20 protein-coding genes are annotated in these 26,561 nt (G+C 69.8%); 15 read left to right on the top strand and 5 right to left on the bottom strand.

The features are described 5' to 3' along the window. The first annotated feature begins 16 nt into the window (after window positions 1-16). From BLU09_RS09115 to BLU09_RS09060, 12 genes are all read left to right on the top strand, one after another. A complete protein-coding gene (locus BLU09_RS09115) occupies window positions 17-1,243 on the top strand; it encodes an ROK family transcriptional regulator (RefSeq protein ID WP_011556479.1) in 1,227 nt (408 codons plus the stop codon). Further along, on the top strand, window positions 1,240-2,094 hold the full coding sequence (locus BLU09_RS09110; protein WP_090488274.1) for a glycoside hydrolase family 16 protein: 855 nt from the start codon (window positions 1,240-1,242) through the stop codon (window positions 2,092-2,094). Before BLU09_RS09115 ends, BLU09_RS09110 begins: the two co-directional genes overlap by 4 nt. Then, window positions 2,091-3,731, top strand: a complete 1,641-nt coding sequence (locus BLU09_RS09105; protein WP_090488272.1) for an ABC transporter substrate-binding protein — start codon at window positions 2,091-2,093, stop codon at window positions 3,729-3,731. The genes BLU09_RS09110 and BLU09_RS09105 overlap by 4 nt, the downstream gene beginning before the upstream one ends. 5 nt (window positions 3,732-3,736) lie before the next feature. Then, window positions 3,737-4,717: an ABC transporter permease gene (locus tag BLU09_RS09100; protein ID WP_090488270.1), complete on the top strand. Its 981-nt coding sequence runs from the start codon at window positions 3,737-3,739 to the stop codon at window positions 4,715-4,717. Then, window positions 4,710-6,470, top strand: a complete 1,761-nt coding sequence (locus tag BLU09_RS09095; RefSeq protein ID WP_090488269.1) for a dipeptide/oligopeptide/nickel ABC transporter permease/ATP-binding protein — start codon at window positions 4,710-4,712, stop codon at window positions 6,468-6,470. Before BLU09_RS09100 ends, BLU09_RS09095 begins: the two co-directional genes overlap by 8 nt. Beyond that, entirely contained in the window at window positions 6,467-7,462 is a 996-nt protein-coding gene (locus BLU09_RS09090; protein ID WP_090488267.1) for an ABC transporter ATP-binding protein, read from the top strand. The genes BLU09_RS09095 and BLU09_RS09090 overlap by 4 nt, the downstream gene beginning before the upstream one ends. Next, complete coding sequence (locus tag BLU09_RS09085; protein ID WP_090488265.1) at window positions 7,443-8,813, top strand: GH1 family beta-glucosidase; 1,371 nt, start codon at window positions 7,443-7,445, stop codon at window positions 8,811-8,813. Before BLU09_RS09090 ends, BLU09_RS09085 begins: the two co-directional genes overlap by 20 nt. Beyond that, window positions 8,810-12,025, top strand: coding sequence for a glycoside hydrolase family 2 TIM barrel-domain containing protein (locus tag BLU09_RS09080; protein ID WP_090488263.1), 3,216 nt, complete (start codon window positions 8,810-8,812; stop codon window positions 12,023-12,025). Before BLU09_RS09085 ends, BLU09_RS09080 begins: the two co-directional genes overlap by 4 nt. Window positions 12,026-12,035: 10 nt before the next feature. Further along, window positions 12,036-12,590, top strand: coding sequence for a hypothetical protein (locus tag BLU09_RS09075; protein ID WP_244171562.1), 555 nt, complete (start codon window positions 12,036-12,038; stop codon window positions 12,588-12,590). Next, window positions 12,587-13,231 (top strand): hypothetical protein, encoded by a 645-nt coding sequence (locus BLU09_RS09070; protein ID WP_090488259.1) that lies wholly within the window; start codon window positions 12,587-12,589, stop codon window positions 13,229-13,231. The genes BLU09_RS09075 and BLU09_RS09070 overlap by 4 nt, the downstream gene beginning before the upstream one ends. 99 nt (window positions 13,232-13,330) lie before the next feature. Beyond that, window positions 13,331-14,695 carry a hypothetical protein gene (locus BLU09_RS09065; RefSeq protein WP_090488257.1) on the top strand — a complete coding sequence of 455 codons (1,365 nt, stop codon included), beginning with the start codon at window positions 13,331-13,333 and terminating at the stop codon, window positions 14,693-14,695. Window positions 14,696-15,028: 333 nt separating this feature from the next. Next, window positions 15,029-16,459, top strand: a complete 1,431-nt coding sequence (locus BLU09_RS09060; RefSeq protein WP_090488255.1) for a fibronectin type III domain-containing protein — start codon at window positions 15,029-15,031, stop codon at window positions 16,457-16,459. 19 nt (window positions 16,460-16,478) lie between these two features. Here BLU09_RS09060 and BLU09_RS09055 read toward each other — a convergent pair whose 3' ends face one another. Then, a complete protein-coding gene (locus tag BLU09_RS09055; RefSeq protein WP_244171561.1) occupies window positions 16,479-19,253 on the bottom strand; it encodes a serine/threonine-protein kinase in 2,775 nt (924 codons plus the stop codon). Window positions 19,254-19,390: 137 nt separating this feature from the next. On the opposite strand from BLU09_RS09055, the gene BLU09_RS09050 reads away from it, so the two are divergent. Then, window positions 19,391-20,371 (top strand): hypothetical protein, encoded by a 981-nt coding sequence (locus BLU09_RS09050; protein ID WP_244171560.1) that lies wholly within the window; start codon window positions 19,391-19,393, stop codon window positions 20,369-20,371. A gap of 21 nt (window positions 20,372-20,392) precedes the next feature. Here BLU09_RS09050 and BLU09_RS09045 read toward each other — a convergent pair whose 3' ends face one another. The 3 genes from BLU09_RS09045 to hprK form a co-directional block, all read right to left on the bottom strand. After that, the gene (locus tag BLU09_RS09045; protein ID WP_090488251.1) at window positions 20,393-20,995 is read right to left on the bottom strand and encodes a hypothetical protein; all 603 of its coding nucleotides are present in this window, start codon (window positions 20,993-20,995) and stop codon (window positions 20,393-20,395) included. A gap of 121 nt (window positions 20,996-21,116) precedes the next feature. Then, on the bottom strand, window positions 21,117-21,980 hold the full coding sequence (gene rapZ / locus BLU09_RS09040) for an RNase adapter RapZ (RefSeq protein WP_013937801.1): 864 nt from the start codon (window positions 21,978-21,980) through the stop codon (window positions 21,117-21,119). Beyond that, entirely contained in the window at window positions 21,977-22,942 is a 966-nt protein-coding gene (hprK, locus tag BLU09_RS09035; RefSeq protein ID WP_090488249.1) for an HPr(Ser) kinase/phosphatase, read from the bottom strand. Before hprK ends, rapZ begins: the two co-directional genes overlap by 4 nt. 192 nt (window positions 22,943-23,134) lie before the next feature. Here hprK and BLU09_RS09030 point away from each other — a divergent pair, with 192 nt between their 5' ends. Then, window positions 23,135-23,485, top strand: a complete 351-nt coding sequence (locus BLU09_RS09030; protein ID WP_090488247.1) for a histidine triad nucleotide-binding protein — start codon at window positions 23,135-23,137, stop codon at window positions 23,483-23,485. 46 nt (window positions 23,486-23,531) lie between these two features. Next, window positions 23,532-24,302, top strand: a complete 771-nt coding sequence (locus BLU09_RS09025; RefSeq protein ID WP_244171559.1) for a YoaK family protein — start codon at window positions 23,532-23,534, stop codon at window positions 24,300-24,302. Window position 24,303: 1 nt separating this feature from the next. Here the strand turns inward: BLU09_RS09025 and BLU09_RS09020 are convergent, their stop codons facing one another. Beyond that, window positions 24,304-26,541, bottom strand: coding sequence for a fused MFS/spermidine synthase (locus tag BLU09_RS09020; RefSeq protein ID WP_090488243.1), 2,238 nt, complete (start codon window positions 26,539-26,541; stop codon window positions 24,304-24,306). Window positions 26,542-26,561: the final 20 nt, after the last annotated feature.

Raw genomic sequence — 26,561 nt, 5'->3', positions numbered from 1 at the left:
ACGGAGCGAGAGGACGATGCGAGTGGGAACGGCGGTGACGACGGTCGATGCGGCGGGCATGCGCGCGCAGAACAGCAGCCTGCTGCTCAACATGATCTGGCGCGAGCGTCAGATTTCCCGGGCGGAGATCGCCCGGCGGACGGAGCTCAGTCCGTCGACCGTCTCCGCCATCGTGGCGGACCTGGAGCGCTCCGGCCTGGTGCGCAGCATTGGCGCCGGGGTGTCCCGAGGCGGCCGTCGCCCCACCCTCATCGGCTTCTGCGATGACGCGTTCAGCCTCATCGGCGTGGAGATGGGCGCCACCCACGTGACGGCCGCGCTCACCGACCTGCGCGGCCGGGTGCGCGCGTACCGGCACGCCAGCCATGCCGTCCGCGAGGACCCCAAGGGCACGCTCCAGAAGGTGCGCGAGCTGGTTCAAGAGGTCCTGGACGCCGAACGCGTACCGCGCCGCTCCGTGGCGGGCATGGGCATCGCCGTGCCCAGCCCCGTCCACCCGTCCGCTCCCGGAAAGCTGTCCCCGCTGCTGGTGCCGGCCTGGCGCGACTACGACGTGCAGGAGTCGCTGCGGAGCGCGTTCGGCCTGCCGGTGTTCGTGGACAACGACGCGAACCTGGGCGCGCTGTCGGAGTGCTACTGGGGCGCGGGCGTCAACGGCGAGGACCTGGCGTACATCAAGCTGGCCACGGGCATCGGCTCCGGCCACATCATCCACGGCGACGTCTACCGTGGCGCGGGCGGCACCGCGGGCGAAATCAGCCACATGGCGGTGGACTCCTCCGGACCGCAGTGCGTGTGCGGCCTGCGCGGCTGCCTCGTCACGCTCATCGGGTCCGCGGCCCTGCTGGAGCGGGCGCGGGAGCTGATGGGCCGCAAGGACAAGCGCGCCCTCACGGTGCGCGAGCTGGTGGAAGGCGCGCGGGCGGGTGAGCCGGCCGCGCGTCAGGTCATCGACGGGCTCGGGCACTACCTGGGCATCGCCGTGGCCGGTCTGCTGAACCTGCTCAACCCCGCCATCGTCGTGCTCGGCGGCGAAATCTCGTCGGTGGGAGACCTGCTGCTGGACCCGCTCCGCGCGTCGGTGCGCAAGCGGGCGCTGTCCACCTCCATGGCGGAGACGCGCATCGTCACCTCCGCGCTGGGAGACCGCGCCATCGCCGTGGGCGCGGCCACCCTGGTGCTCCAGGCCGCGCTGCGTGACCGAACCCTCTTCCCCCTCCAACACATAGGCAAACCTGCATGACGCTCCAGCGCCTCCTCCCCGTGGCCCTGGCCCTGACGGGCCTCGCCTGTGACCCGGCCGCCAACCGGGTGAACCGCCCTGGCACCCCGCCGCCCCTCACCCATCCGCAGCCCAGCACGGACTGGGAGCTGGTGTGGCAGGACGAGTTCGATGGACCGGAGGGGACGCCGCCCTCACCCGAGCGGTGGGTGCACGACGTGGGGGGACACGGCTGGGGGAACGAGCAGCAGGAGTTCAACACCGACCGGACCGAGAACACCGCGCATGACGGCGCCGGCAACCTGGTCATCACCGCGCGCCGCGAGCGCTACAACAGCCGGGACTACACCTCCGGGCGCATCCGGACGCAGGGCCGCTACGAAACCACGTATGGCCGCATCGAGGCGCGCATCCAGCTCCCCGTGGGCCGCGGCATCTGGCCCGCCTTCTGGATGCTGGGCGCGAACATCAACAGCGTCGATTGGCCGGAGTGCGGCGAAATCGACATCATGGAGTACCGGGGCCAGCTGCCGTCCATCCTCCGGGGCTCGCTGCACGGGCCGGGGTACTCCGCCGGCGACAACCTCGGCCAGGACTACGTCGTCAGCGGCGTCCGGCTGAACGAGGACTTCCACGTCTACGCGGTGGAGTGGGAGCCGAACCGCATCCGCTGGTTCCTGGACGGCACCGCCTTCTTCGAGGCGACGCCCGCCCAGCTCCCCGAGGGCGCCCGCTGGGTGTTCGACCAGCCCCAATTCATCATCCTCAACGTCGCGGTGGGGGGAAACTTCGTTGGCCCGGTGGGCAGGGACACGGTGTTCCCGCAGCAGATGAAGGTGGACTACGTCCGCGTCTACGCGAGGCCCACGTGAGGGTCGCGCGCTGGGCGCTGACACTCCTGTTGGTGGCCTGCAAGGTGGAACCCCGCCCACGGCCGCCCGGAGTGCTGTTCGTCTCCGTGGAGCAACAGAGCACCTGGGTGCGCAACTTCAACCCGCTGTTCGCGGGCGCGGGCGCTCGTTGGCCCACGCGCGCGGGCATCTACGAGTGCCTTGAAATCTTCAGCCCCGCGGTGGGCCAGTGGACGCCCTGGCTGGCCACCGGCCACGCGTGGTCCGAGGACCGCCGCACGCTGCGCTTCACCCTGCGCCCCGGCGTGCGCTGGTCCGATGGAAGGCCCTTCACCGCGGACGACGTGGCCTTCACCTTCCAGTTGCTCAGGCAGCACGCGGCGCTGGACGCGGGCGGCGTGTGGCGCTTCGTGGAGGACGTGCGCGCGGAGGACGCGCACACGGTGGCCTTCCAGTTCTCCCGCATCTACATCCCCGGCTTCGCGGAGCTGGCGCAGCAGCCCATCGTCCCCCGGCACGTCTGGGAGAAGGTGGCGGACCCGGTGACGTTCACCAACCCGCGGCCGGTGGCCACCGGGCCCTTCACCGAGGTCACCGTCTTCCGCAACCAGGTCTACGAGCTGGGCCGCAACCCGCACTACTGGCAGCCCGGCAAGCCCGCCGTCTCCGCGCTGCGCTTCCTGGCCTTCCCCACCAACGACCAGGCCAACCTGGCGCTGGTGGAGGGGGAAGTGGACTGGGCGGGCAACTTCGTCCCCGCCGTGGACCGCACCTTCGTCGCCAGGGACCCGGCGCACCATGGCCGCTGGTTCCCGCTCTACGGCAGCACCGTCTTCCTCTACCCCAACACCACCCTGCCGCCGCTGGACGACGTGCGCGTGCGCAAGGCACTGAGCATGGCGTTGGACCGCGAGCGGCTGGTGGAGGTCGCCATGTACGGCTACACGCGGCCGGCGGACGCCACCGCGCTCAGCGACGCATACACCGCGTGGCGCGACGCGGACGCGGCCCAGGGTGCGTGGGTGAAGCACGACCTGGCGGCGGCGAAGCGGCTGCTGGACGAGGCGGGCTTGAAGGAAGGCCCGGACGGGCTGCGGCGCAAGGCGGATGGCCAGCCGCTCGCGCTGGACATCGAGGTGGTGGGCGGCTGGTCCGACTGGGTGCGCGCCGGACAGGTGGTCGCGCGGGACTTGCGGAAGCTGGGCGTGCAGGCGCAGCTGCGCACCTACGAGTTCGGCGCGTGGTACGCGCGGCTCCAGAAGGGTGAGTTCCAACTGGCCATCTCCTGGTCCCTGGACGGCCCCACGCCGTACACCTTCTACAAGTGGCAGTTGTCCCCGCGCACCGTGCGCCCGGTGGGCGAAGTGGCCGCGTCCAACTGGCACCGCTTCGGTGATGAGGCGGCGGACGCGCTGCTGACGCGCTTCGAGCGCGCGGACACCGAGGACGCGCAGCGCGCGCTGATGGCGGCGGTGCAGCGGCGCTACTCCGAGCTGGCGCCGTCCATCCCCCTCTTCCCCAACCCATCCTGGGGCGAGTCCAACTCGCGGCGCTTCACCGGCTTTCCCACCGAGCAGAACCCCTACGCACGCCTGTCCCCCCATGCCGAGCCCGACAGCCTGCTGGTGCTGACGTCGCTCGTCCCCAGGGAGCCCTGAGCGCCATGGCCTACGTCCTGCGGAGGTTGGGCTTCTACCTGCTGGCGGCCTGGGCGTCCTTGACGCTCAACTTCGTCATCCCCCGGCTGGCGCCCGGTGACCCGGCGTCCGCCATGTTCGCGCGCTTCGAGGGCCGCGTGCAGCCCGAGGCCATGGTGGCGCTGCGCACCGCCTTCGGCTTCACGGAGGCGCCCTGGTACGTGCAGTACGCCACGTACCTGAAGCACCTGCTGCGCGGCGACCTGGGCCTGTCCTACGCGTACTACCCGGCGCCTGTGTCCGAGGTGATTGGCACCGGCCTCTTGTGGACGCTGGGGCTGGCCGGGTGCGCGGTCGTCATCAGCTTCACGGTGGGCTCCATGCTGGGCGTGCTGGCCGCGTGGAACCGCGGCGGGTGGCTGGACGCGACGGTGGCGCCGGCGCTCGCCTTCCTGGGGGCCTTCCCCTACTTCTGGCTGGCCATGCTGGCCCTGTACCTCTTCGGGTTCGGGCTGGGCTGGTTCCCGCTGCGGCACGCGTACTCGCACGACCTGGAGCCGGCGCTGTCCTTCACCTTCGCGGCGGACGTGGCGCGGCACGCCTTCCTGCCCGCGGCCTCCATCGTCGCGGCCACGCTGGGCGGGTGGATGCTGAGCATGCGCAACACCATGGTGGCCACGCTGGGCACGGACACGCTCCGGCTGGCGCACGCGAAGGGACTTCCGCCCCGGCAGGTGATGCTGCGCTACGCCGCGCGCAACGCGCTGCTGCCCAACGTCACGGGCTTCGGCATGGCGCTGGGCTTCGTGCTGAGCGGCTCGCTGCTGACGGAGATTGTCTTCTCGTACCCGGGCACCGGCTACCTGCTCATCCTGGCCGTGCGCAATCAGGACTACCCCCTCATGCAGGGGCTCTTCCTGACCATCACCTTCGCCGTGCTCGCCGCGAACTTCGCCGTGGACCTGCTGTGTCTGTGGCTGGACCCGAGGACCCGCGCCCATGCGTGACCTTCTTCGACGGCTGCTGCGCCAACGCAAGGCGGCGGTGGGCGGGAGCATCCTGCTGGGCTTCATCGTGCTCGCGCTCATCGGGCCCTGGCTGGTGATGGACCCCACGGAGCTGGTGGGCCGCCCCCACCAACCGCCCTCCTCCGCGCACTGGTTCGGCACCACGGGCCAGGGGCAGGACGTGCTGGCGCAGACGGTGGTGGGCGCGCGCGAGACGCTGGCCATCGGCTTCGCGGTGGGCGCGCTCGTCACGCTCCTGGGCGCGCTCATCGGCGTGACGTCCGGGTATCTGGGCCGCCGCGTGGATGACGTGCTGACGCTCACCACCAACGTCTTCCTCGTCATCCCCGGCCTTCCGCTGGCCATCGTCCTGGGCGCCTACCTGCCCTCCGGCCCCTTCCGCATGGTGGTGGTGCTGTCGCTGGCCGGCTGGGCCTGGAACGCGCGCGTCTTCCGCGCCGAGGCCATGGCCCTGCGCAACCGGGACTTCGTCTCCGCCGCGTTCGTCGCGGGAGAGAGCCGCTCGCGCATCGTCGTCCGGGAGCTGCTGCCCAACATGGCGTCGCTGCTGGGCTCGTCGTTCATTGGCAACACGCTCTACGCGGTGGGCGCGCAGGTGGGCCTGGAGTTCCTCGGCCTGGGCGACGTGGGCGCGGTGACGTGGGGTACCAACCTCTACTGGGCCGGCAACGACGCGGCGCTGCTGACGCGCTCCTGGTGGGTCTTCGTGCCCACCGGTGTGTGCATCGCGCTGGTCGGCTTCTCGCTGACGCTGCTCAGCTCCGCCATCGACGAGGTGACCAATCCGGCGCTGAAGGCGCCGCTGGTGGCGACCACGGCGGTCCGCTCGGCGCGGTCCTCTTCGGCGGACGCGGCGCCGCCGTCCGGTGCCCTGCTGAGCTTCCGGGACGTGTGCATCGAATACGCCACGGAGCGTGGGCCCGCGCGGGTGGTGGACTCAGTGTCCTTCGACATCGCGCCCGGTGAGGTGTTCGGACTTGCGGGTGAGTCCGGCAGCGGCAAGTCGACGCTGGGATACGCGCTGCTGCGCCTGCTGCCTCCGGCCGCCAGCATCACGCAGGGCCGCATCCTCCTGAATGGCACGGACGTCACGGCGCTGGATGAAACCGCGCTGCGCGCATACCGCTGGAGCCAGGTGTCCATGGTCTTCCAGAGCGCGATGAGCGCGCTCAACCCGGTGCTCACGCTGGGGGACCAGTTCCACGACACCCTCGCCGCCCATGGGCGGACCACCCGCGCCGCGGCCCATGCCCGGGCACGGGAGCTGCTGGCCATGGTGGGGCTGGCGCCGCAGCTGGTGGGCGCGTGGCCGCACCAGCTCTCCGGTGGAATGCGGCAGCGCGTGGGCATCGCCCTGGCGCTGGCCCTGGAGCCGAAGCTGGTGGTGATGGACGAGCCCACCACGGCGCTGGACGTCGTGGTGCAGAAGGAGTTGCTCCAGCGGGTGCTGGAGTTGAAGCAGCGGCTGGGCTTCGCGGTGCTCTTCATCACGCACGATTTGCCACTGCTGCTCGCGCTTTCGGACCGAGTGGGTGTGCTCCAGGGCGGCAAGCTGGTGGAGTTGGACACCGCCGAGCGCCTGCGCACGGACGCGCGCCACCCATACACGCGCCTGCTGCTGTCCTCCTTCCCCCACCTGAGCGCCGCGGACGCGCAGGTGCCGGCGGACGTGACGCGGGCGAGCTCGGAGCGCGCGCCGCCCCAGGCCGCCGCGCAGGGAGGTGGCCGATGAGCGCCCCACTGCTGGAGGCCACGGAGTTGCTGCGCACGGTGCCCGTGGGCGGCTTCCTCTCCCGGTCGCGCCGCACCCTTCTCAACCGCGTGTCCTTCACCCTGGAGCGCGGCGAAATCGTCGCGCTGGTGGGCGAGTCCGGCAGCGGAAAGTCCACCCTGGCCCGGGTGCTGGCGCGGCTGGACACGCCGGATGCTGGCAGCCTGCGGCTGGGCGGCAAGGACGTACTCACCCTGGAGCGCGGCGGCGCGTCGCTCGCGTACCGGGGCCGCGTGCAGATGGTCTTCCAAGACCCCTTCGCCTCACTCAACCCCGTCCACACCGTGGCCCATCACCTGGAGCGCCCGCTGCTGCGCCATGGCCGGGCCACACGCGCCGGACTCGAGGACCGCGTCCACGCCCTGCTGGAGTCCGTGGGCCTGACGCCCGCGGAGCAACTGGCGCAGCGCTACCCGCATGAGCTGTCCGGCGGCCAGCGGCAACGCGTGGCGGTGGCGCGCGCGCTGGCCGTGGAGCCGGACGTCATCATCGCCGATGAGCCCACCTCCATGCTGGACGTGTCCACGCGACGGGGCGTGCTCCAACTGCTGCGCGCTCTGACGCGCGAGCGCGGCATCGGCATCCTCTTCATCACCCATGACCTGGCCAGCGCGCGCCACCTGGCCGACCGCGTCCTGGTGCTGTACGCGGGCAGCGTCGTGGAGTCCGGCAGGACGGCGGACGTGCTCGCCGCGCCCCGGCACCCGTACACCCGGCTGCTCCTGTCCGCCGTGCCGGATGGCGCGGACTTCCTCAACACCCCGCTGCCCGTGCGGCCCGCCACGGGCCCCAGGCCGGTGTTCGGCTGCCCCTTCGCGCCCCGCTGTCCCCATGCGGACGCGCGCTGCCACGACACCCTCCCCCCCGCTCACGTCCACGGCGCGGCCCACATGGTCCGCTGCCATCTCGAATCCTCGAAAGGAGCCTCCGACAATGCGGCAGTTCCCCAATGACTTCCTGTGGGGTGTGGCCACCTCCGCCTTCCAGATTGAGGGCGCCACCAGCGCCGATGGGCGCGGTGAGTCCATCTGGGACCGCTTCGCCGCCACCCCTGGCAAAATCAGCGACGGGTCGGACGGCAAGGTCGCGTGCGACCACTACCACCGCTGGCGCGAAGACGTGGCGCTGATGCGATGGCTGGGCGTGAAGTCCTACCGCTTCTCCGTGGCCTGGCCCCGCGTGCTCCCCACCGGGCGCGGCGCCGTGAATGCCGCGGGCCTCGACTTCTACTCGCGGCTGGTGGACGGGCTGCTGGACGCGGGCATCGAGCCCTTCGTCACGCTCTACCATTGGGATTTGCCCCAGGCGCTCCAGGACCTGGGCGGCTGGCCTTCCCGCGACACCGCGAGCGCTTTCGTCGAGTACGCAGACGTGATGAGCCGCAAGCTGGGCGACCGCGTGAAGCGGTGGATTACCCACAACGAGCCCTGGTGCATCAGCGTGCTCGGCTACGGCAACGGCGAACATGCCCCCGGCCACAAGAACTGGGGCGAGGTGCTGGCCACCGCGCACCACACGCTGCTGTCCCACGGCCAGGCGGTGCCCGTCATCCGCGCCAACGTGAAGAACGCGGAGGTGGGCATCACCCTCAACCTGTCGCCCGCGGAGCCCGCGTCTCCCAGCCCCGAGGACGCGGAGGCGTGCCGCCGCCATGACGGCAGCTTCAACCGCTGGTTCCTGGACCCGCTCTACGGCCGCGGCTACCCGAAGGACGTGGTGGAGGACTACGTGAAGGACGGGCACCTCGCCTCGTCCACGCTGCCCTTCGTGCGAGACGGCGACATGGCCGCCATCGCCGTGCCCACCGACTTCCTGGGCATCAACTACTACTCGCGCGCCATCATGCGCAGCGACCGCATCCCCGAGTCGCAGAACGCGCCGCGCACCGTGCACCCCGAGCCCGAGCGCACGGACATGGGCTGGGAGGTGTACGCCCCCGCCCTCACCCGGCTGCTCGTGCACCTGCACACCCGCTACCAGCCCGGCTCCCTCTACATCACCGAGAACGGGTGTGCCTACGCCACCGGCCCCAGCGAGGACGGCAAGGTGCATGACGACAAGCGCGTGGCGTACCTGCGCTCGCACCTGGAGGCGTCACTGGAGGCCATCCGCCAGGGCGTGCCGCTTGCGGGCTACTTCGCCTGGTCGCTGATGGACAACTTCGAGTGGGCCTTCGGCTACCAGAAGCGCTTCGGCATGGTCTACGTGGACTACGACTCGCAGCGCCGCATCCCGAAGGACAGCGCTCACCTCTACAAGGCCCTGGTGGAGAAGAACGGGCTCGATGTGGAGCTCGCCGCGTGAACGCCCTCATCCTCGTCACCAGCCTCGCGCTCACGCTGGGTCAGGTGCCGCCGCCCAGCGGGCCGGAGACGCCCCCACCTCCGTCGGACGCGCCGGTGGTGCGGGTGTCCCCCGTCACCATCAACGCGGCGGCGCAGGCCGTCCGCGTGTACCGGGACGAGCGCGGCTTCAAGCTCCAGGTCAACGGCCGGGACTTCCCCATCTTCGGCATGAACTGGGGCTACACGCCCATTGGCGAGAACTACCGGTACTCGCTGTGGACGCAGAAGGAGGACTTCATCCGCGCGGTGCTGCACCGCGAGATGACGCTGCTGCGCGACATGGGCGTCAACGCCATCCGGCAGTTCGACGACATCCCGCCGCAGTGGGTGACGTACATCCACAAGAACTACGGCATCTACACCGTGGTGAACCCACTCATGGGCCGCTACGGCACGAACGTGGACGGCGTCATGGTGCCGAACACGGACTACTCCAACCCCAACCACCGCCGAGCGCTGCTCAACGATTTGGCGCAGAAGGTGGAGAAGTACCGGGACGTGCCCGGCGTGCTGATGTGGATGCTGGGCAATGAGAACAACTACGGCCTGCACTGGACGGGCTTCGAAATCGAGGCGCTGCCCGGCCAGGAGGACACCGCCCGCGCGGAGCACCTCTATTCGCTGATGGGCGAGGCGGTGCGGACCATCAAGCAGCGCGACACGCTGCACCCCGTCTCCATCGCCAATGGCGACTTGCAGTACATCGACCTCATCGCGCGGCTGATGCCCGAGCTGGACATCCTGGGCTCCAACGTCTACCGCGGCCCGTCCGCCCGCGACTTGTTCGACGAGGTGCTGCGCAAGCTGAACAAGCCCGTCATGTTCACCGAGTTCGGCGCGGACGCCTACGACGCGAAGGCCGGCCGCGAGGACCACCTGGCGCAGGCCGAGTACCTGCGCAGGCAGTGGGAGGAAATCTACTCCCAGGCCTATGGACAGGGCCGCGCACAGAACGCCCTGGGCGGCTTCGTGTTCCAGTGGGTGGACGGCTGGTGGAAGTACAACCAGGAGGCCAACCTCTCCGTCCACGACACCACCGCGTCCTGGCCCAACGGCGGCTACGAATCCGACTTCGTGCCGGGCCAGAACAACATGAACGAGGAGTGGTTCGGCATCTGCGCGCTGGGTCCCGAGGACGAGGCCGGCATCGCGCGCATTCAACCACGCACCGCGTACTACGTCCTCCAGGCGGCCTTCCGCATGGACCCGTACGCCCCCACCACCAACCCCGACACCATCCGCGAGCACTTCGCGTCCATCCGCCCCACGGAGCTGTCACGCGGCTATGAGTCGTCCATGGCGCTGGCCCGGGCGGATGACCTCAGCGCGGTGCGCGTCTCCAACCTGCGCCTGTTGATGGACAGCTCGCTGTCGCGCGGGAGCATCGCCACGGTGCGGCCCAACCAGGTGGCCGCGGACCACACGGAGTCCATCTTCTTCGACCTGGCACTCCAGCCGACCTCGGGCGTGTACGGGCGCGCCTCGTTCAACGTCGTGGGCAACGTGGCGCAGAACCGCCTCAACAACATCTTCTATGAGAACCGCGGCACGCCCCCCGCGCCCACGACGGCCAACGGCGGCGTGGGCCAGGCCCCCGTCCCCGGCGTGGGCAACCCGGCGGGGCAGCAGCCGCTGGGCCTGGACCGGCTCGCGCTGTACCAGGCCGAGTTCAAGCTGGACCGAGCGGACTTCCAGTTGGAGGGCTTCTACCGCACCGCCCACTACCACTGGGGCGAGGAAGGCGACTTCTTCGGCCTCTACCGAGAGGCGAACTACGGCCCCGCCCTGGACATCTACAAGGGCAACGCGCCCTTCGGCGTCGTCTTCACCGGGAAGAACAACCTGGAGGGCCTCAAGGTGGCGGTGGGCCCGGAGCTCTACTGGGGCGCCAACCCGTCCATCGTCGCCAAGTACCGCCGGAACGTGGGGCCAGTGACGCTGACGCTGATGCACCAGGAGGACATCGCCCGGGGCTCCACCCAGCTCACCGCCTCCGTCATCCGCGAGCGCGTGGCGCGCAGGTCGACGGTGTCACTGGGATGGACGAAGGGGCCCATGGCGCTTGAGGTGGGCGGCATCCTCGCCGCCCCGCAACGCGTGGGCGAGGCGTTCACCTGGTCGCGCCCCACGGACGGCCCCAGCTACCTCGACAGCGGCTACGAGGTGATGCGGGACGAAATCCGGATGCTCGACACCCTGGGTGCCAAGGCACGCCTCACATATGACCTGGGCGCGGTGCGAACGTTCCTCCAGGGCTCCTACCGCGGCCTGGTGGCGGACGGCGGTCCGGAGCAGGGCATCCTGCTGACGGGCTGGAGCCTGCGCGAGAGCGGCCGTGGCAACCACTTCGGTGGACAGGCCGGCGCGGTGGTGCAGGTCGGCAGCGCGTTCCAGGTGTCGCCCAACCTGCTGTACCAGAAGCCCCTCATCGGGCCCAACCCACGCATCGAGGACGCGTTCGACCCGGAGTCGGGGCGGTACTTCGCCGGCGTGCGTCCGCGCAACGTGCTGGTGGACGCCTTCACCGTCCTGGACAACCGCGAGACGCTGGGCGCCGAGCTGCTCCTCACCTTCGACCCCACGCCCGGCACCTGGTTCTGGCAGTGGGACCGCGACATGCGTGAAGACGCGCCCTTCGCCGCGGGTCTGGACCTGGTGTACCGGCGGCAACCGACGTCTCGTGACGCGGGCATCGCCATCCTCGCGGATGGCAGCATGGTGGCCTTCGGCAACGCGCCGTCCGCCCGGGACGAATGGGAGGCCACGCTGCGATTGGTGACCAACCCGATGCAGCGGCTGAAAATCTTCGGCGCCGCCTTCGCCGGCAGCAACCAGTCCTCCGGCGAGGACGACCGGCAGGTGCGGCGCTTCGGCGTGGATGCCTCCGTGCTGTGGGACACGCTGATGCTGACCACGCAGCTCCACTTCAACAACTGGGGCCCGTATGACTACCACCGCGTCTTCAACCTCACCTACCCCATCCAGCTCGGTGGAGACCTGTCCTACGGCCTCAAGCGCCCGGTGATGGGGACGGTGACGACGCGCTTCGGCGTGCGCGGACTGGTGCGCATGCTGGACCAGTACTCGGAAGGACTCAGTCAGACGGCGCTCGACCAGGGACTCGAAGGCCGCGAATTCGAGGTGGGCGCGTATGCCATCCTGTCTCTCTAACGGAGGACGTATGAAGACGTGGCTTCTGCTGGCCTGCGCCGGAGTCGTCACCGGCTGCTACGACCCCGCCAGCTTCGTGTATGGCGAATCCCTGGACGGGCTCACGCTCCAGTTCCACAGCCCGGACGTCGGCATCTACCCGGACCAGTCCGTGCTGGACGACCCGAACAATCCGTTCCGAAGCAGCACGCCCGGCGCGGAGACGAAGTGGGACATCGAATCCCGCGCCGGCAACGTGGCCGCGTTCTATTCGTGGGCCACGTTGCTGGCCCGCGAGCCGGGCGGCGAGGCCCAGTTCTACGTAGGCAACAACCTGCTCGCCATCTACCAGAACGGTGAGGCGCGTCAGGAGGACCTGCCGCAGGTGCGGCTCCAGGCCATCCGCGCCTATCAAACGATGCTCGATTCCTTCCCGGACGCGGTGACGTACGACGCCACGGGCACCTACGCCTATGACCTGGCGACGCCCGCGTACAAGGGCATCGTGGAGATGGGAGGCGCGGTGCAAGGCGGTTGGGTGTTGATGAGCACGGCTGGCGGCGGAGACCGGGCGGTGCGGCCATGAGGCGCGCGGGCTTCGCGGTGCTCATGCTCCTGGCGGGCTGCCGTCCCGACCCGGGCGTGCCGGACTACACGGACCAGGGCTACAACCGGCCCGACGCGGGCGGAGAACCCAACGACGAGGCGCTCCCGGGCCCCTCCCCCTATGTGGAAGGTCAGCGGCGCCTGGGCGTGGGTTTCTACGAGGGGGGCCGCTCCCAGGACATCCCGGTGGACAACACCACCGTGCACATCCACCTCTACGACGGCACGCTCTCCCTGGAGCCCTCCACCACGCGCATCGAGGGCCGCCAGTCCGACCTGGTGGTGCACGCGGGCAAGACGTGGCTGGGCTTCGGCGTGCACTGGAGCACCCCGCGCAACCTGGATGGCTGGACGACACTGCACGTGAGCCTCAACTCGGCCGACCCGGGCTTCGCCAACGTGTCCATTGGCATGAACGACGACCAGAGCGTCCAGCTCCCCGCGTCACGGTACGGCTACACGAATGACGGGCAGTGGCACCACCTGGCCATTCCGCTGGCGGACTTCGTCGCGGGCGGATTGCAGCTCAACGCGGTGCAGGCGCCGTTCGTCTTCATCGCTGGCGCGGGCCCGGCCGCGGACACGCTCCTGCTCGACAACGTGTATTTCACCGCGGACTGAGCCAGCCCCTCCGTGGAGCCCGGCCCGCTCCGGGGTCCGGGTTTCACGGAGATGTCATGTTGAGGTGGTATCCACGGGTTTTCAACCTGGAGGATACGCATGCAGTTTCGCAGCATTGCTCTCGCATGTTTCACCGCGTTCGCGGCGTCTGGCTGTGCCGACACGGCCTCTGAGCCGGTGGTCGAAGCCGGCGTCGTCACCGCCGAGGCCACGGCGCCCACCCGTATCTACGCGTCCGAAGGGGCGCTCGAGCTGAGCTTCGAGACGCTCGGCACCTTCGAGGAGCGGGACGGGGAGCGCGCGCTCGTCCTGCGCGCCACCGCGAACCGCTACCTCCAGCATGTGTTCAGCTTCGTCCCGGACGACGCCTTCGGCACGGCGGCCATCATCAGCGAGCGCCGCTTCGAGGTCGTCCTCAAGGAGGGGCACGAGCTGAACACCGTGCTCTCCGGCCTGCCACTCTTCATCACCGTCAACACCTTCACAGGCACGCCGAACCAGTACACCGCGCGCATCGTGGTGGCGCCGCGCTTCTACGACTTCCGTGGCGCCAGCGACATCTACGTGGAGACGGAGGTCAACCCCGTCTACGTGCGCAATGGTGATGACGTCCTCGTCTACCGAGGGCACGTCAGCGCGGCGGCGAACTCGCTCCTGGTGACTGCGCCCGATGGGACCCCGACGGTCACCCGCGTGAGCGCGGGCCAGTTCCTGCTCGACTGGCGGTACCCGGCCGTCTATCAGGCCATCGACCCGCACACCGTGCCGCTCACCTTCAACGCCGCGCTCACCGGCGGCGGTACGGCGCAGAAGACGGCCCGGCTGGTCGCGCGCGTCACGGAGCTGGCGCTCACGTCCGGCGACGCCTACGAGGTCTGGCCCAGCCAGCCCTGCCTGCCTTCCGTGCACGCGTGCGTCTATTCGCAGCCACAGGGCGCACTGGACTTCTCCGCGTGTGGCACCTACCGGCAGGTGTCCCGCTGCATGTACGCGGGCGTCTGTGAGGGTGGAGCGACCTCGCCCCTGGCCCTCACGGCCATTGACGCCTCGGTCCTGGAGCCGGAGCGCCTCCAGTGGAACTCCACCTCCACGGGCATGAGCTGGCACCACCTGGAGCCCGTGGACGCGTACAGCATCCCGGAGTGCCCCACCGAGCCCAAGACGATTCAGTCCGTCATGGCGAAGCTCACCGCGCTGAACCCTCAACTGCCGTACCCGGACACGGGGAGCTTCGTCGGCCGCAGCGGCTTGTCGCAGGTGCTGTTCTTCAATCCCTGGCGGGACGGAGACCAGCTGCTGGCCGCGGTGGATGCCTTTGCCGGCGGCGGCGAAGTGCAGGCCTGGATTTCGACGTATGAAGTGCCCTGCCACAACTGCCACGACAACGAGGCGTGGGCGGTGCTGTTCTATCCAGACAGCGGCAAGGTGCTCGTCTTCAAGGGCAACCACGGCTACGACTCCTGAGGAGCGCGTCCACTTTCCGCCAGGGCTTCGGATTAAAGCCCCGGCGGAAAGATGGACCTTCCTTGCGTTGAGTTGCAGACATCGCCTGACTTCCCCGAGACTCCCGCGCCAGTTGTCCCTCATCACCTTTCAGCGTGGGAACTCATGCGCATGTATCGCCTCGGAGTGGCGTGTGTCTCGATGTGCCTTGTCTTGTCGGGCTGTGCCGACAATGGACCGGATGTCACCAACGACCCCAAAGACAATCCACCACCAGCGTCACCCAACGGCATCCCAGGGGAGGACGGGACCTGGACGGGTCAGCCCACTGGCGAAGACGATGCCCCCGGCGAAATGGATGATGTTGACTCGGGCGACGTCATCATCACCCACACCGAGCGCTTCTACACCTCCGTGGGCGTCGCGGTCCGGAGCAAGGACCTGTCCTCCAATCCTCCCGAGCTGCTCGTCCGCACCCGGACCGGCTTCACGCGCTACACCGGCGCGCCCTCATCGGAGGGCTATCGCTTTCCCAGCGTGCCTCAGGGGGAATACTACCTGAAGACGGGGAGCGCCTATGTCGTCACCGACGAGCGGCGTGTGGAGATTGGCCGTCATTATCTGGGACGTCAGGACGCCGTCGCGACGTCTCACTCCATGACGCCCGCGTACCTGAACCTCACGAACCTCGCCCCCTGGCAGGATTCCGTCGGGTACAGCGGTGGCAGCCGGCTGCAGATTGTCTCCGGGCAGGTCGACCTCTCGGCGGAGGTGTACACCAACGACTACGTCGCCGTGGGCCAGACGCAACTGGACGCGCAGGACGCGCAGGCCTACGGCCTGTCGGGCAACTTCCCCGTCTTCGAAGCGGCGAAGGGGGACCGGCTGTACGTGAATCAACTCACGAACGTCTTCGGAAAACCGCTTCCGAACGGTGAACCCCTGGTTGCCTCGGCCCTCGTCCGCAGCGCGCAACTGCCTGCCTTCAACTTCACCGCGGATGGGGTGACGCCGCTCGTCATCATCGGCGCCATGCAGGACGTCCCCATGACGGACGTCTCCTTTGAGTGGCGCCTGGGCAACTACGCCTCCGTCGCCACCGAAATCCACCCCGCCGCGATGGCGCGCACGCCGTCCTTCTACATCGAGCCCTCGGCCCACGGCCCCCAGGAGGGCTGGGTCGGCTACTCGGGGGAGCTCTTCAGCCTCCTGCTCCCGCCTGGCACCTCTCACACGATCGCTGACCGGTTGCCGTATGGAAACCCCTACCCTTCGTCGTGGCGCCCCGTGGGCACCGCCACCTATCAGTACCGCATCCTGGAGCCCCTGCCGGGCAACACCACCATCACGCGAAGCGTGACGGGCTCGCTCATGACGTCGGACTATGTGGAGAACCTGGTGGCGAGCCCCATCACGCCCGCGCTGACGCCTCCGCGCGCGCTGTCCATCGACGGCATTCCGGCGACGTCCCAGCGCGTGGTGGGCAACACCAGCCCCATCATCACCTGGAAGCCACCCGCGAACGGCGCGCCTACCGCCTATCGGGTGAGCCTGATTCGCTACGTCAACACCAGCGCGTCGACCCAGACGGCCCTCTACCTGCCGGGCACGGCCACCGAGGTCCGGCTGCCCGTGGGAACGCTGGCGCCCAACGCCATCTACTCGGTGAGGGTCACGGCCCTGGACAGCCCGCATCAGGAGGTGACGCGAGAGCCCTTCACCATCTTCGAGAAGCTCCCCCTCCACATGGCGGACACCATCAGCTCCCTCTTCACCACGCCGTGAGCCACGGCACGTCCCGTCCCTAGCGGCGCCTCCGCTGCTGGGGACGGGTGGGCTTCGCCTTCGTCTCCGGAGGCAGCGCGTCCAACCACGCCCGCACCGCCTCGGCCTGGAGCGTCCGGCCCGAGGCCGTGAAGCGCTCACGCGCCTTCGCCGCCTCGGTCCGCGCCTCCACACCCTGCCCTTCCTTCCACAGCGCCCGCGCGAGCGCGAAGCCCGACTCCCCCAGCGAGTCCTCCTGCGCGCCCGTGAAGGCCACCGCCTTGCGCAGCGGCGCCAGCGCCTCGCGCGTGCGCCCCAGTCCCAGCAGGGCCTGCCCCACGCCGTCGTAGGAGTACTGGAGGTCCTCGTCGTCGGGCCCCAGTTGGGCGCGCTTCACCGCCAGCGCCGCCTCATAGACTTTCAGCGCCTCTTCGTGGCGGCCCAGCGCGAGCAGGCTCATGCCCTCCTCGTCGAGCGCCTCCGCCAGCTTCAGGTGACTGTCGCCCAGCAGCTCGCGGTGCAGCGCCACGGAGGCCCGGGCATGCGCCAAGGCCCGCGCGAACTCCCGCTGCTCGCGCAGCGCCATGGACAGGCCCTGGTGGCGCCGAGCCACGTCCAGGTGCCGAGGCCCCACCGCCGCCTCCGTCTGGCGCAGCGCCTCCTCCATCACCCGCACGGCCTCCGGGAAGGCCCCCACCTCCAGCAGCACCCGCCCCAGTGAGAACGTCACCCGCGCGCGCTTCGGATGGCCCGGCACCAGCGCGTCCGCCAGCACGGTGTTGGCTTCCTCCAGCAACGCCCGGGCGTCTTCCGTCTGACCGCGCATCAACGCGATGTTGGCCTCGTTCACCAGCAGGTCGCCCCGCAACACCGCGTCCCCGCCCAGCCGCTGGAGGGTCGCCTTGCCCAGGCGTGCCCATTGAGAGGCGTGCTCGAAGCGTTCGCGCTCCCCTTCCACGTAGAGCAACTTGTTGAGAATGGAGACCTCCAGCCGGTCCGCCCGGCCCGACGTGGCGTCATAGACGGCCTGCTCCAGCAGCCCCGCGCCCTTCTCCTTCTCCCCCAGCACGGCCTGGAGCCATCCCTGGTGGAAGCGCAGCTCCGCCGTCAGCGGCGCGTACCGCGCGGCCAACACCCGCGACTCCACCACGTTCGCCGCCGCCAGGGCCTGGGGATAACGGCTGGTGTCCACCAGCGCCTTCACCTCCGACAGCGCGCCCTCCAATGACTCCAGCTCCGCGCGCATCGCCGGGTCCGCGGGTCGGGGCTGCTGGCTCGCCAGCGCCTCCACGTCCGCGCAGTCCTCGGGCGAAGGCAGCGCATACGCCGCGTCCAGCGTCTTCTCCACGCCCGCCTTGTCCACCTGGGACAGGGCGCCCACCAGCGCGCGCAAATCCTTGTGCCGCCGCTCCAGACACACCACGCGCTGGGTGAACAGCGCCTCCGGCTGCACTTCGTGCAGGCGCGTGGCCTCGCACGCGTCGGTGTGCTGCCGCACCCAATTGCTGGCATAGGCATCCAACACCTGCCCCACCCGGCCCGCCATGTCCCCCGCCAGGGGGCTGCCCGTGGCCGCAAAGGCCGAGGCCAGTCGCTGCTTCGCCTCGGCCCCCCAACTGTCCGCCAGCAGCCCCTCCGCGCCCGCGCAGACGCTGGACTGAAACCACAGCCCACCGCCCACCGCGCCCACCAGCGCCACCGTGGCCGCGGCCATCCCTCCCGCCTTGCGGGCCCGTGCGCGCTGCTGCTCTTGCGACAGCGCCTCCAGCAGCGCCCCCATGGAGGCGAAGCGCGCCTCCGGCTCCAGTGACAACCCCCGCATCACGGCGCGCCGCACCCAGGCGGGGACGCGGGCGTCGCTCGGCGGCTCGTGGATGGGCGAGGGCTCCCGCCCGGCTCGCTCCAACGGCGCCGTCACCTTCGCGGGTGCGGACCTCAGCGCCTTCGCGGCACGCGAGAGCTCGTCGGGGTCGAAGGGGCGCTGGTTGTAGAGCGCTCGGTACAGCGCCGCGCAGAAGCTGAACTGGTCCGAGCGCGCGTCCAGGGACTCGCCGCGGAACTGTTCGGGGGACATGAACGGCGGCGTGCCCAGGACGACGCCCGTTTCGGTGAGCGGGTCATGCAGCGGGCGCGACGTCTCCGAGGCGTCGCGCACGCGCGCCAGCGTGGGCTGTTCGTCCAGAGGCAGGTTGTCCACGGGACGCGCCAGGCCGAAGTCCGTGACGCAGACGCGCCCGTCACGCCCCACCAGCACGTTGGCGGGCTTGAAGTCGCGGTGCACCAGCCCCGCCGCGTGCGCGGCCTCCAACCCACGTCCCGCTTGCAGGTACTTCTCCAGCACCTCGCGCCAGGAACGGGGCTTCTCCCGCCGCCAGTCCGCCAGCGTGCCACCGGCCACGCACTCCATGGTGAAGAAGACCTGCGCGTCCCAGGTGCCCACCTCGTAGATGGGAATGACATTGGGATGGGAGACACGCGCCATGGCCTGCGCCTCGCGGAGCAGCCGGGCACGCCCGCCCTCCTCGTCCGCGGAGCGGGCCTCCACGCTCAACAACTTGAGCGCCACCTTGCGGTCCAGGTCCGGGTCATAGGCCGCGAACACCGCACCCATGCCGCCCTGCCCCAGCAGCTTCAACGGGATGAAGCGCCCCACCCGCTGGCCCAGCGGGCTCCGCGAACGCCACTCCCCAGGCGCGTCGCGCGCGGAGGAAGACTCCGCCGCATGCGGCGTCCCCTGCACATCCGCTGACACGACCTGCGTGGACAGCTCTGGCGAATCATCAGCACCCGAGCCCCGGTCATCGGTGTTGGCCATGACGCAAGTGTACCGGGAAGCGAGCGACTCCCTGCGCCCATGAAGGATTCACGCGCAACAACACACACATGCCGCCGATAATGCGAACAGGCGAAGGAAGTCAGGGAGGGTCCGCCGTGACCAGGATTGTCACCACCATGTTCAACTCAGCGCCGCAGGCCCTGTCCAAGCCCATCCATCCGGCCGTGTTGAAGGACGCCAGGACGCCCATGGAGACGTCACCCGCCAGGCCGGTGAGCAGCCCCGCCCCGGCGATGCCTCGTCTGGAGCGGGACACCTTCCAGGACACGAAGCCCGCGGCCAAGGGCGTGCCGCGGCTGTCGGTGCCGGACGCCACGGGGACCAGCGAGCTTCCCTTCCTGCGAGACCTGGCACCCGAGAATGAAGCGGCGCAGGCGCAGGCCGACAAGGGCTGGGCGCCCACCGCGTCGGTCATCGCGCAGAGCTCGGACACGGGCTGCGGCGAGGCGACGCTGGCCTTCCTGAGCCGGGCGAGCCGCAGCGTGACGAAGGGCAGCCTGTGCGAGAAGCAGGAGCGAGCGACGGTCCGCGAGCGCGCGTCGCAGGTCAGCCGCGCCCGGTCCGTCCACGCCCCGGTGGACGTCAACCTGGATGATGGCGCCACGCCCACGGAGATGGCGACCGCGCTGGGGGGCCTGGGCATCGAAGTCACGGACGGCTTCGCCGACTTCGACGCGGCGGCGATGAGCAAGGTGATGAAGGCCGGTCAGTTCGGCCTGGCGCTCGTGGACGCCAATGCCATCCTCAACGGCGCGCTCGCACCCGAGCAACGGCGCAACGGGCCGGGCCAGCTCCACTGGGTCACCATCGACGGCGTCAACAGCAACGGGACGGCCGACACGTCGGACGACCTGTTCCGCGTGAAGGACCCCGTCAATGGCGAGTACTGGGTGTCCGCCAGGGACTTGGAGAGCGCGGTCCAGGCCGGCAAGGAGCACCACGGCAGCGGCGGCATCTTCGCGCTGGAGAACCGCCCGGACGTGGGCGGACAGAAGGAGCGTGACGCCCTGGCTCACCTCAACCGCGAGCGCACCGCGTCCTTCGCGGACAAGAACGGCGTGGGCAGCAAGCGCCTCAGCCTGGGCGAGTCGAGCTGAGGCGCGCGCCCGGAGCCTGTCTCAGTAGGTGTAATAGACAGGCGGCGTGGTGCTGGTGAAGAAGTCGTAATACGTCGCCACGTAGTTGGGGCGGTTGCCGACCTCACCCGGCAGCGGGCCACCCTTCGTCCCGTAGACGACCAGCGTCGCGCCGCCGTCCGTCTGGTCTAGCGCGCAGGAGTTCACATGGTTCGTCCCGTACATGACGACGATGTCATGCGAGCGGACCATGCCGAGCGTCGCCGGGTCGATGTGGTTCACCTGACAGCGATTCATCGAGCTGCCACTGGGCGTGGGCTTGTACGAGAAGGCCGTGGCCACGCCGTAGCTGTTGGCCAGGAGCGCGAGGTACGGGGTGTTGTAGGACCGCCCCAGCGTCACGCTGCCCGCGCCATGGGCGCACGTGCCGGACGCCGCGCGCGTCACGACGATGTCCAGGCTCGGAGGCATGGAGCCGGGCACCGGCACGGAGGAGATGGTGTACGTGCAGCCCTGCGTGGTGCCGGTCACCAGCGCGGCCTCTTGCTGCGCCAGCGCCTCCTGCGCGGGGGCCTCTTCGGGGGCGCCACAAGCGGCCAGGGACACGGCGGCACAACACCAGACGGCGGACTTGAAGACTCGCATGTCGGGACTCCAGGACGGAGAGGATGGGGACTCATCCCCACCTCTCCAAAAGCTGACAGAGTCCTTGTCCCACCTTCAACTGGAGCAAACTGCAACACAATTACATTGCAATTTGGCGGCGCTATTCCTTCTCGATGTCCCGGTCCCAGAGCTGGACGCGGGTGTCTTCGTCCGTCAGGCGCCGGGTGAGCTCGGCGGCGATGGCGACGGAGCGGTGCTTGCCGCCGGTGCAGCCCAGGGCCACGGTGAGGTACGCCTTCCCCTCCTTCTGGTAGCGAGGGAAGAGGAAGCGGCAGAGGTCCACGACCTTCTCGAGGAACTGCTGTGTCTCCTCACGCTCCAGCACGTAGGCCGCCACCTTCGGCACCTTGCCCGTGAGCCCCTTCAGCTCCGGGACGAAGTACGGATTGGGCAGGAAGCGCACGTCCAGGACGAGGTCCGCCTGGGGCGGCACGCCGTAGCGGTAGCCAAACGACATGATGGACAGGCTGGGGCCCGCGGCGGGCTCCGGGCTGAAGCGCGCCTGCACCATGCGCTTCAAGTCATGCACGTTCAGCGTGGACGAGTCGATGACCTGGTCGGCCAGCTCGCGCAAGTCACGCAGCGCCTGGCGCTCCGCCTTGATGCCCTCGGCGACGGTGCCGTTGGGCGCCAGCGGGTGGCGGCGGCGCGTCTCGCTGAAGCGGCGGATGAGGCTGTCGTCGCTGGAGTCCAGGAAGAGCACTTCCACCTGGTGCCCGGCGCGGCGGACCTCCGCGAGGATGCGGGGCGCGTCCTTGAGGAAGACGCCTTCGCGGACGTCCACCACCAGCGCCATGCGCTCGAAGTGGCCGCCGCCCGCCAGCTCCGTGAGCTTGGGCAAGAGCAACACCGGCAGGTTGTCGATACAGAAGAAGCCCGAATCCTCCAACGCGCGGATGGCGGTGGACTTACCGGACCCGGACATGCCGGTGATGATGACGATTTGTTTCGCGGGGGCGGTCACTCGACCTCTTCTCCCAGGGTACGGCGCATCGCCCCTTCGGCGATGGCCCGGTTGAGTCGCTCGGCGAACTCTCTCGCCGAGTGGTGGCCCTGTAGCTTTAGCAACTGATTACGCGCGGCGACCTCGATGATGGTCGCCATGTTGCGGCCCGGACGAACGGGCACCACCGACAGGGGGATGTCCACCCCCACAATCTGCAGGTGCTTGTCCTCCACGCCCAGCCGATCATACTCCTGGTGGGGGTCCCACTCCTGGAGCTCGATGACCAGCTCGATTTTCTTCTGTTCGCGGATGGCGGCCACTCCGAACAGGTCCTTGATGTTGATGATGCCCAGGCCGCGAATCTCCATGTGGTGCTTGATGACCGGGTTGCCAGCGCCGTAGACGGCCCCCTTGCGGCGGGTGACGTCCACGATGTCGTCCGCGACCAGGCGGTGGGCCCGCATCACCAGGTCCAGGGCAATCTCGCTCTTGCCGATGCCGCTCTTGCCCAGCAGCAAGATGCCCACGCCGAACACGTCCATCAACACCCCGTGCAGGCTGCTGGACTCGGTGAGGGCCTCATCCAGGAACGTCTGCACCCGCATGATGAACTCACTGGAGAGCAGCGGCGTCTTCATCAGCGCCAGCCCCGCGCCTTCACACGCGGAGACGAGGGCCTGGGGAATGTCCAGGTCCTTGGTCACCACCACGCACGCCAGCTCCTCCTCGCCGAAGAGCTGCGCCAGCGACGCGCGCTGCCGCTCTTCCGGCAGCGTGGCCAGGTATGAAATCTCCGTGTTGCCGAACACCTGGACGCGGTGCGGATGCAGGTGCTCGGTGAAGCCCGCAAGCGCCAGCCCCGGCTTCTGGATGCGCGAGGACACCACGATGCGCGACAGCCCGCCGCCGCCGGCGACGAGAATGAGCCGCATGTCGTAGTCGCGGTCCTCGAGGAGCTGGGAGATGCGGATGGATTTCATCGTCAGGGCGTGGATATCACCGGTGGGGCCCTTTGAGGGGGACAGCCTTCCTTGGGCCCTCAACGAGAGGGGCCCAGGGAGGAGACCCGGGGCCCGGCCGCCCCACCGGGAGGCAAAATGCGGGTTCCGGCAGGCAACGGAAGGCCACGGAAGCCATTCCGTGGGGCTCCGGCCGCTGGTAAGCCGGAAAACATGTCCGACTGTCTCTTCTGCAAGATTCGCGACGGGCTCATCCCCGCCAAGGTGGTCTACCGCGACGACATGTGCGTGGCCTTCGAGGACATCAATCCCCAGGCCCCCACCCACGTGCTCTTCATCCCCCACAAGCACATCCCCACCGTGAACGACATCACGGCGGAGGACCGCGAGCTGGTGGGCCACCTCTTCACCGCGGCCGCCAAGGTGGCCCAGGAGCGCGGGCACGCGGACCCGAACGACGGCTACCGGGTGGTGATGAACACCCATGCGCACGCCGGCCAGACGGTCTTCCACATCCACCTGCACCTGCTGGCCGGGCGCCCGCTGGGCTGGCCGCCGGGTTAGTTCCGCGCGCCCCTGCCCGAGGCCGGTGTTAGCCTCGGGCACTGCGATGCCCTTCTCATCGGAATCGTCTCCCGGGAACCGGAGAGCCTACACACTGCTGTCAGTGCTGCTCGCGGGCGTGGCGGGCCTGGTGAATACCACGGGCTTCGTGGCGCTGGGCCTGCACACGTCGCACATGTCCGGAACCATGGCCACGCTGGGAGAGTCCCTGGCCTCGGGCAACGTGGCCCTGGCCTTGCTCGCCGCGCAACTCCTGCTGTCCTTCGTGGTGGGCGCCGTGTCCGCGTCGGTGCTGCTGGAGCTCTCACAGCAGCGCCCCCGGGGCCGCCACTCCTCCGCACTGCTCCTGGAGGCACTCACGCTGGGCGGCATCGGCGCCTGGCTGGCGTACCACCCCAGTACCCACGAGCCGACGCTCATGTGGGGCCTGGCCTATGCCATGGGGCTCCAGAACGCGCTCGTCACCCGCGTCTCCGGCGCCGTGGTGCGCACCACGCACATCACCGGCATCCTCACCGACATCGGCATCCAGGTGGTGCGGCTGGGTTCCTGGCTGCGCGAGGGAACGCGGGGCCAGGGCTTGCTGGGCCTGCGACGCCGTCTCTGGGCGCTGCCCACCGCTGTTGAATTCGAACGGACACGGCTGCACCTGGGGCTCGGCTCCGCCTTCCTGGGCGGCTGCACGCTGGGGCCGCTGCTCTTCGCCCGGCTCGGCGCGGCCACCCTGGCGATTCCCTGCGGCGTGCTGGTGATGCTGGTCGCGCTCGACCTGAGCGCCGTCGCCACCTCCGGCCCCCAGGCGATGCCGCGCGCCTGAGTCACTCCGTCCCGGGCTGGGCGGACGCGGGGCCGGGCGGGCCGGAGGAGGCCTCCACGTCCTTGACGCTCGCCGAGGGCCTGCCGCGGCGGAGCACGTGCAGCACGCTGCTCTTCTCGTCCGTCCACGTGAAGTCGGGGTCCTCCCGCAGGCCCAGCCGGCGCACGCGCGCGGAGGCCCGGGTGAAGGTGGGTCCCCACGAGAACTCGCGGTCCGGGCTCAGCACCATCCAGTTGCTGCGCAGCGCGTCCCCTTGCGTCTCGTTGACCACCAGCGCCGCGTGCAGCCCCAGGGCCCGCGCGTGCGCCAGCGTCAGCGGCACCAGGTCCAGGTGGACGTTGCTGATGTGCAGCGCCAGCACGCCATGGGGCGCCAGGTGCGCGCGGTAGAGCGCCACCGCCTCCTGGGTGAGCAGGTGCACCGGCACCGCGTCCGAGGAGAAGGTGTCCAGCGCGAGCACGTCGAAGCCCTGCGCGCCGCCCGCCTCCAGCTCCCGCTCCAGGGAGATGCGCGCGTCCCCCTCCACCAGCTCCACCTTCGCCGGCGTGTCTCCCAGGAAGGAGAAGTAGCCGCCCTCGCCCTGCGCCAGCGCGATGACCGCGGGGTCGATTTCGTAGAAGCGCCCGGTGTCCTCCGCCTCGAGCAACGCGGCGCTGGTGCCCACGCCCAGTCCCAACACGCCCACACGAAGCCCCGCGGGCAGCCCCACGGCTTCGCGCAGCCGGCGCTGCTCGGCGATGGCCAGTCCCAGGCCCGCCTCCGGCGTGTAATACGTCGTGGGCACGCCCCTGCGCTCGGGCGTCACGTACTGGAGCCCGTGGGTGATGGCGCCGTGCAGCAGCGTGAAGCGGTGGTCCTCCGGCGAGCCCACGCCCTGCTCCATCACCCGCACCACGCCGAAGAAGTTGCGCGAGGCGAAGCGCGCGCGGCCCTGCTCGCGGGCCATGGTGTACGTCAGGTGTCCGGCCACCAGGAGCAGCATGGCGCCGCGCAGGACACGCTGCATCCGCTGCGTCCGCGTCGCTTCGCCCGCTTGTTTCGCCATGCCCACCAGCGCGACGACGCAGCACGCGCCCAGCGACAGGGGGTACTCCCAGTAGGCGCTGAAGACGGCGGGGGCCAGCACGCTGATGAGCAGCCCGCCCAGCACGCCGCCCGCGGACACCCACAGGTAGAAGGCGCTGAGGTGGCGCGGCGGTGGACGCAGCCGGTACAGCTCGCCGTGGCACACCATGCTGCCCGCGAAGAGGGCCACGGAGTACGCGGCCAGTTGGAGCGCGAGCGATGACTGCGGCCCCTGCGTCTGCGCGTGCGCCACGCCCGCGCCCGAGGCGATGAGCAGCACCGCGTAGATGGTCCGCGAGTAGAAGGACTCACGGGAGAAGGCGAGGATGAAGGTCAGCAGGTAGACGGCCAGGGGCAGCACCCAGAGGAAGGGGCCGGCCGCCACGTCCTGGGAGAGCTGATTCGTCGTCGCCAACAGCAGCACCGACGCGCAGGTGCTCAGCCCCAGCCACGTCATCGTGGCGCGCATGGTGGGGCGTGCCACCTCCGCGCCGGCCTCTACCCCGGTGCCTTCCGTCAGCGGCGTGGCCGTCACGGGCGCGGCCGTGGCGACGGGCGCCGTGTCTGGCTGCTTCATCACGTCCAGCGCACACACCGCGCAGGCCACGGCGAAGAAGACGAAGCCCACGCCCCAGCCCCACGCCTGGGCGCCGCGCCCCACCCACGGCTCCACCAGGAAGGGATAGCCGAGCAGCGCCAGCAGCGAGCCCGCGTTGGACAGCGCATACAGCGGATAGGGCGAGCGGCCCGGTCGCGCGCGGGCGAACCACGACTGGAGCAGCGGACCGGTGGTGCTCAGCACGAAGAAAGGCAGGCCGATGGTGACCGCCAGCATCGCCAGCAGCCGGGGCACGGCCAGCGCGGTGCCCTCCGGACGCCATTCAGGCCCGGGCGCCACCGGCGAGCCCGCCAGCAACGCGCGAGCGCCCAGCAGCAGCACCGCCACCGCGAGCAGTCCCAGGTGGACGCGGGCTTGCGTGCGAGGTGCCAGCCGCGAGGCGAGTCCGTGCGAGTACGCGTAGCCCCCCAGCAGCACCGCCTGGAAGAACAACATGCACGCCGTCCACACGCCGGGCGTTCCGCCGTACCACGGCAGCGAATAGCGCCCCACCAGGGGTTGCACGCCAAACAAGAGGAACGCACTGGCGAAGATGGCGATGGCGTAGCGGGACATGTAGGCGGTCCAGGCTTTCC

The sequence above is a fragment of the Myxococcus virescens genome (assembly GCF_900101905.1).
Classification (GTDB): Bacteria; Myxococcota; Myxococcia; order Myxococcales; family Myxococcaceae; genus Myxococcus; species Myxococcus virescens.
Note: the sequence above shows the minus strand (reverse complement) of the source record. Positions and strands in the feature narration are given on the sequence as shown.

Bases quoted from the DNA above. Each gene is read 5' to 3' on its own strand.
- BLU09_RS09115 (WP_011556479.1), top strand. From the start codon at position 17: ATGCGAGTGGGAACGGCGGTGACGACGGTCGATGCGGCGGGCATGCGC.
- BLU09_RS09110 (WP_090488274.1), top strand. From the start codon at position 1,240: ATGACGCTCCAGCGCCTCCTCCCCGTGGCCCTGGCCCTGACGGGCCTC.
- BLU09_RS09100 (WP_090488270.1), top strand. From the start codon at position 3,737: ATGGCCTACGTCCTGCGGAGGTTGGGCTTCTACCTGCTGGCGGCCTGG.
- BLU09_RS09095 (WP_090488269.1), top strand. From the start codon at position 4,710: ATGCGTGACCTTCTTCGACGGCTGCTGCGCCAACGCAAGGCGGCGGTG.
- BLU09_RS09090 (WP_090488267.1), top strand. From the start codon at position 6,467: ATGAGCGCCCCACTGCTGGAGGCCACGGAGTTGCTGCGCACGGTGCCC.
- BLU09_RS09085 (WP_090488265.1), top strand. From the start codon at position 7,443: ATGCGGCAGTTCCCCAATGACTTCCTGTGGGGTGTGGCCACCTCCGCC.
- BLU09_RS09075 (WP_244171562.1), top strand. From the start codon at position 12,036: ATGAAGACGTGGCTTCTGCTGGCCTGCGCCGGAGTCGTCACCGGCTGC.
- BLU09_RS09070 (WP_090488259.1), top strand. From the start codon at position 12,587: ATGAGGCGCGCGGGCTTCGCGGTGCTCATGCTCCTGGCGGGCTGCCGT.
- BLU09_RS09065 (WP_090488257.1), top strand. From the start codon at position 13,331: ATGCAGTTTCGCAGCATTGCTCTCGCATGTTTCACCGCGTTCGCGGCG.
- BLU09_RS09060 (WP_090488255.1), top strand. From the start codon at position 15,029: ATGGATGATGTTGACTCGGGCGACGTCATCATCACCCACACCGAGCGC.
- BLU09_RS09055 (WP_244171561.1), bottom strand. From the start codon at position 19,253: ATGGCCAACACCGATGACCGGGGCTCGGGTGCTGATGATTCGCCAGAG.
- BLU09_RS09050 (WP_244171560.1), top strand. From the start codon at position 19,391: ATGTTCAACTCAGCGCCGCAGGCCCTGTCCAAGCCCATCCATCCGGCC.
- BLU09_RS09045 (WP_090488251.1), bottom strand. From the start codon at position 20,995: ATGCGAGTCTTCAAGTCCGCCGTCTGGTGTTGTGCCGCCGTGTCCCTG.
- hprK (WP_090488249.1), bottom strand. From the start codon at position 22,942: ATGAAATCCATCCGCATCTCCCAGCTCCTCGAGGACCGCGACTACGAC.
- BLU09_RS09030 (WP_090488247.1), top strand. From the start codon at position 23,135: ATGTCCGACTGTCTCTTCTGCAAGATTCGCGACGGGCTCATCCCCGCC.
- BLU09_RS09025 (WP_244171559.1), top strand. From the start codon at position 23,532: ATGCCCTTCTCATCGGAATCGTCTCCCGGGAACCGGAGAGCCTACACA.
- BLU09_RS09020 (WP_090488243.1), bottom strand. From the start codon at position 26,541: ATGTCCCGCTACGCCATCGCCATCTTCGCCAGTGCGTTCCTCTTGTTT.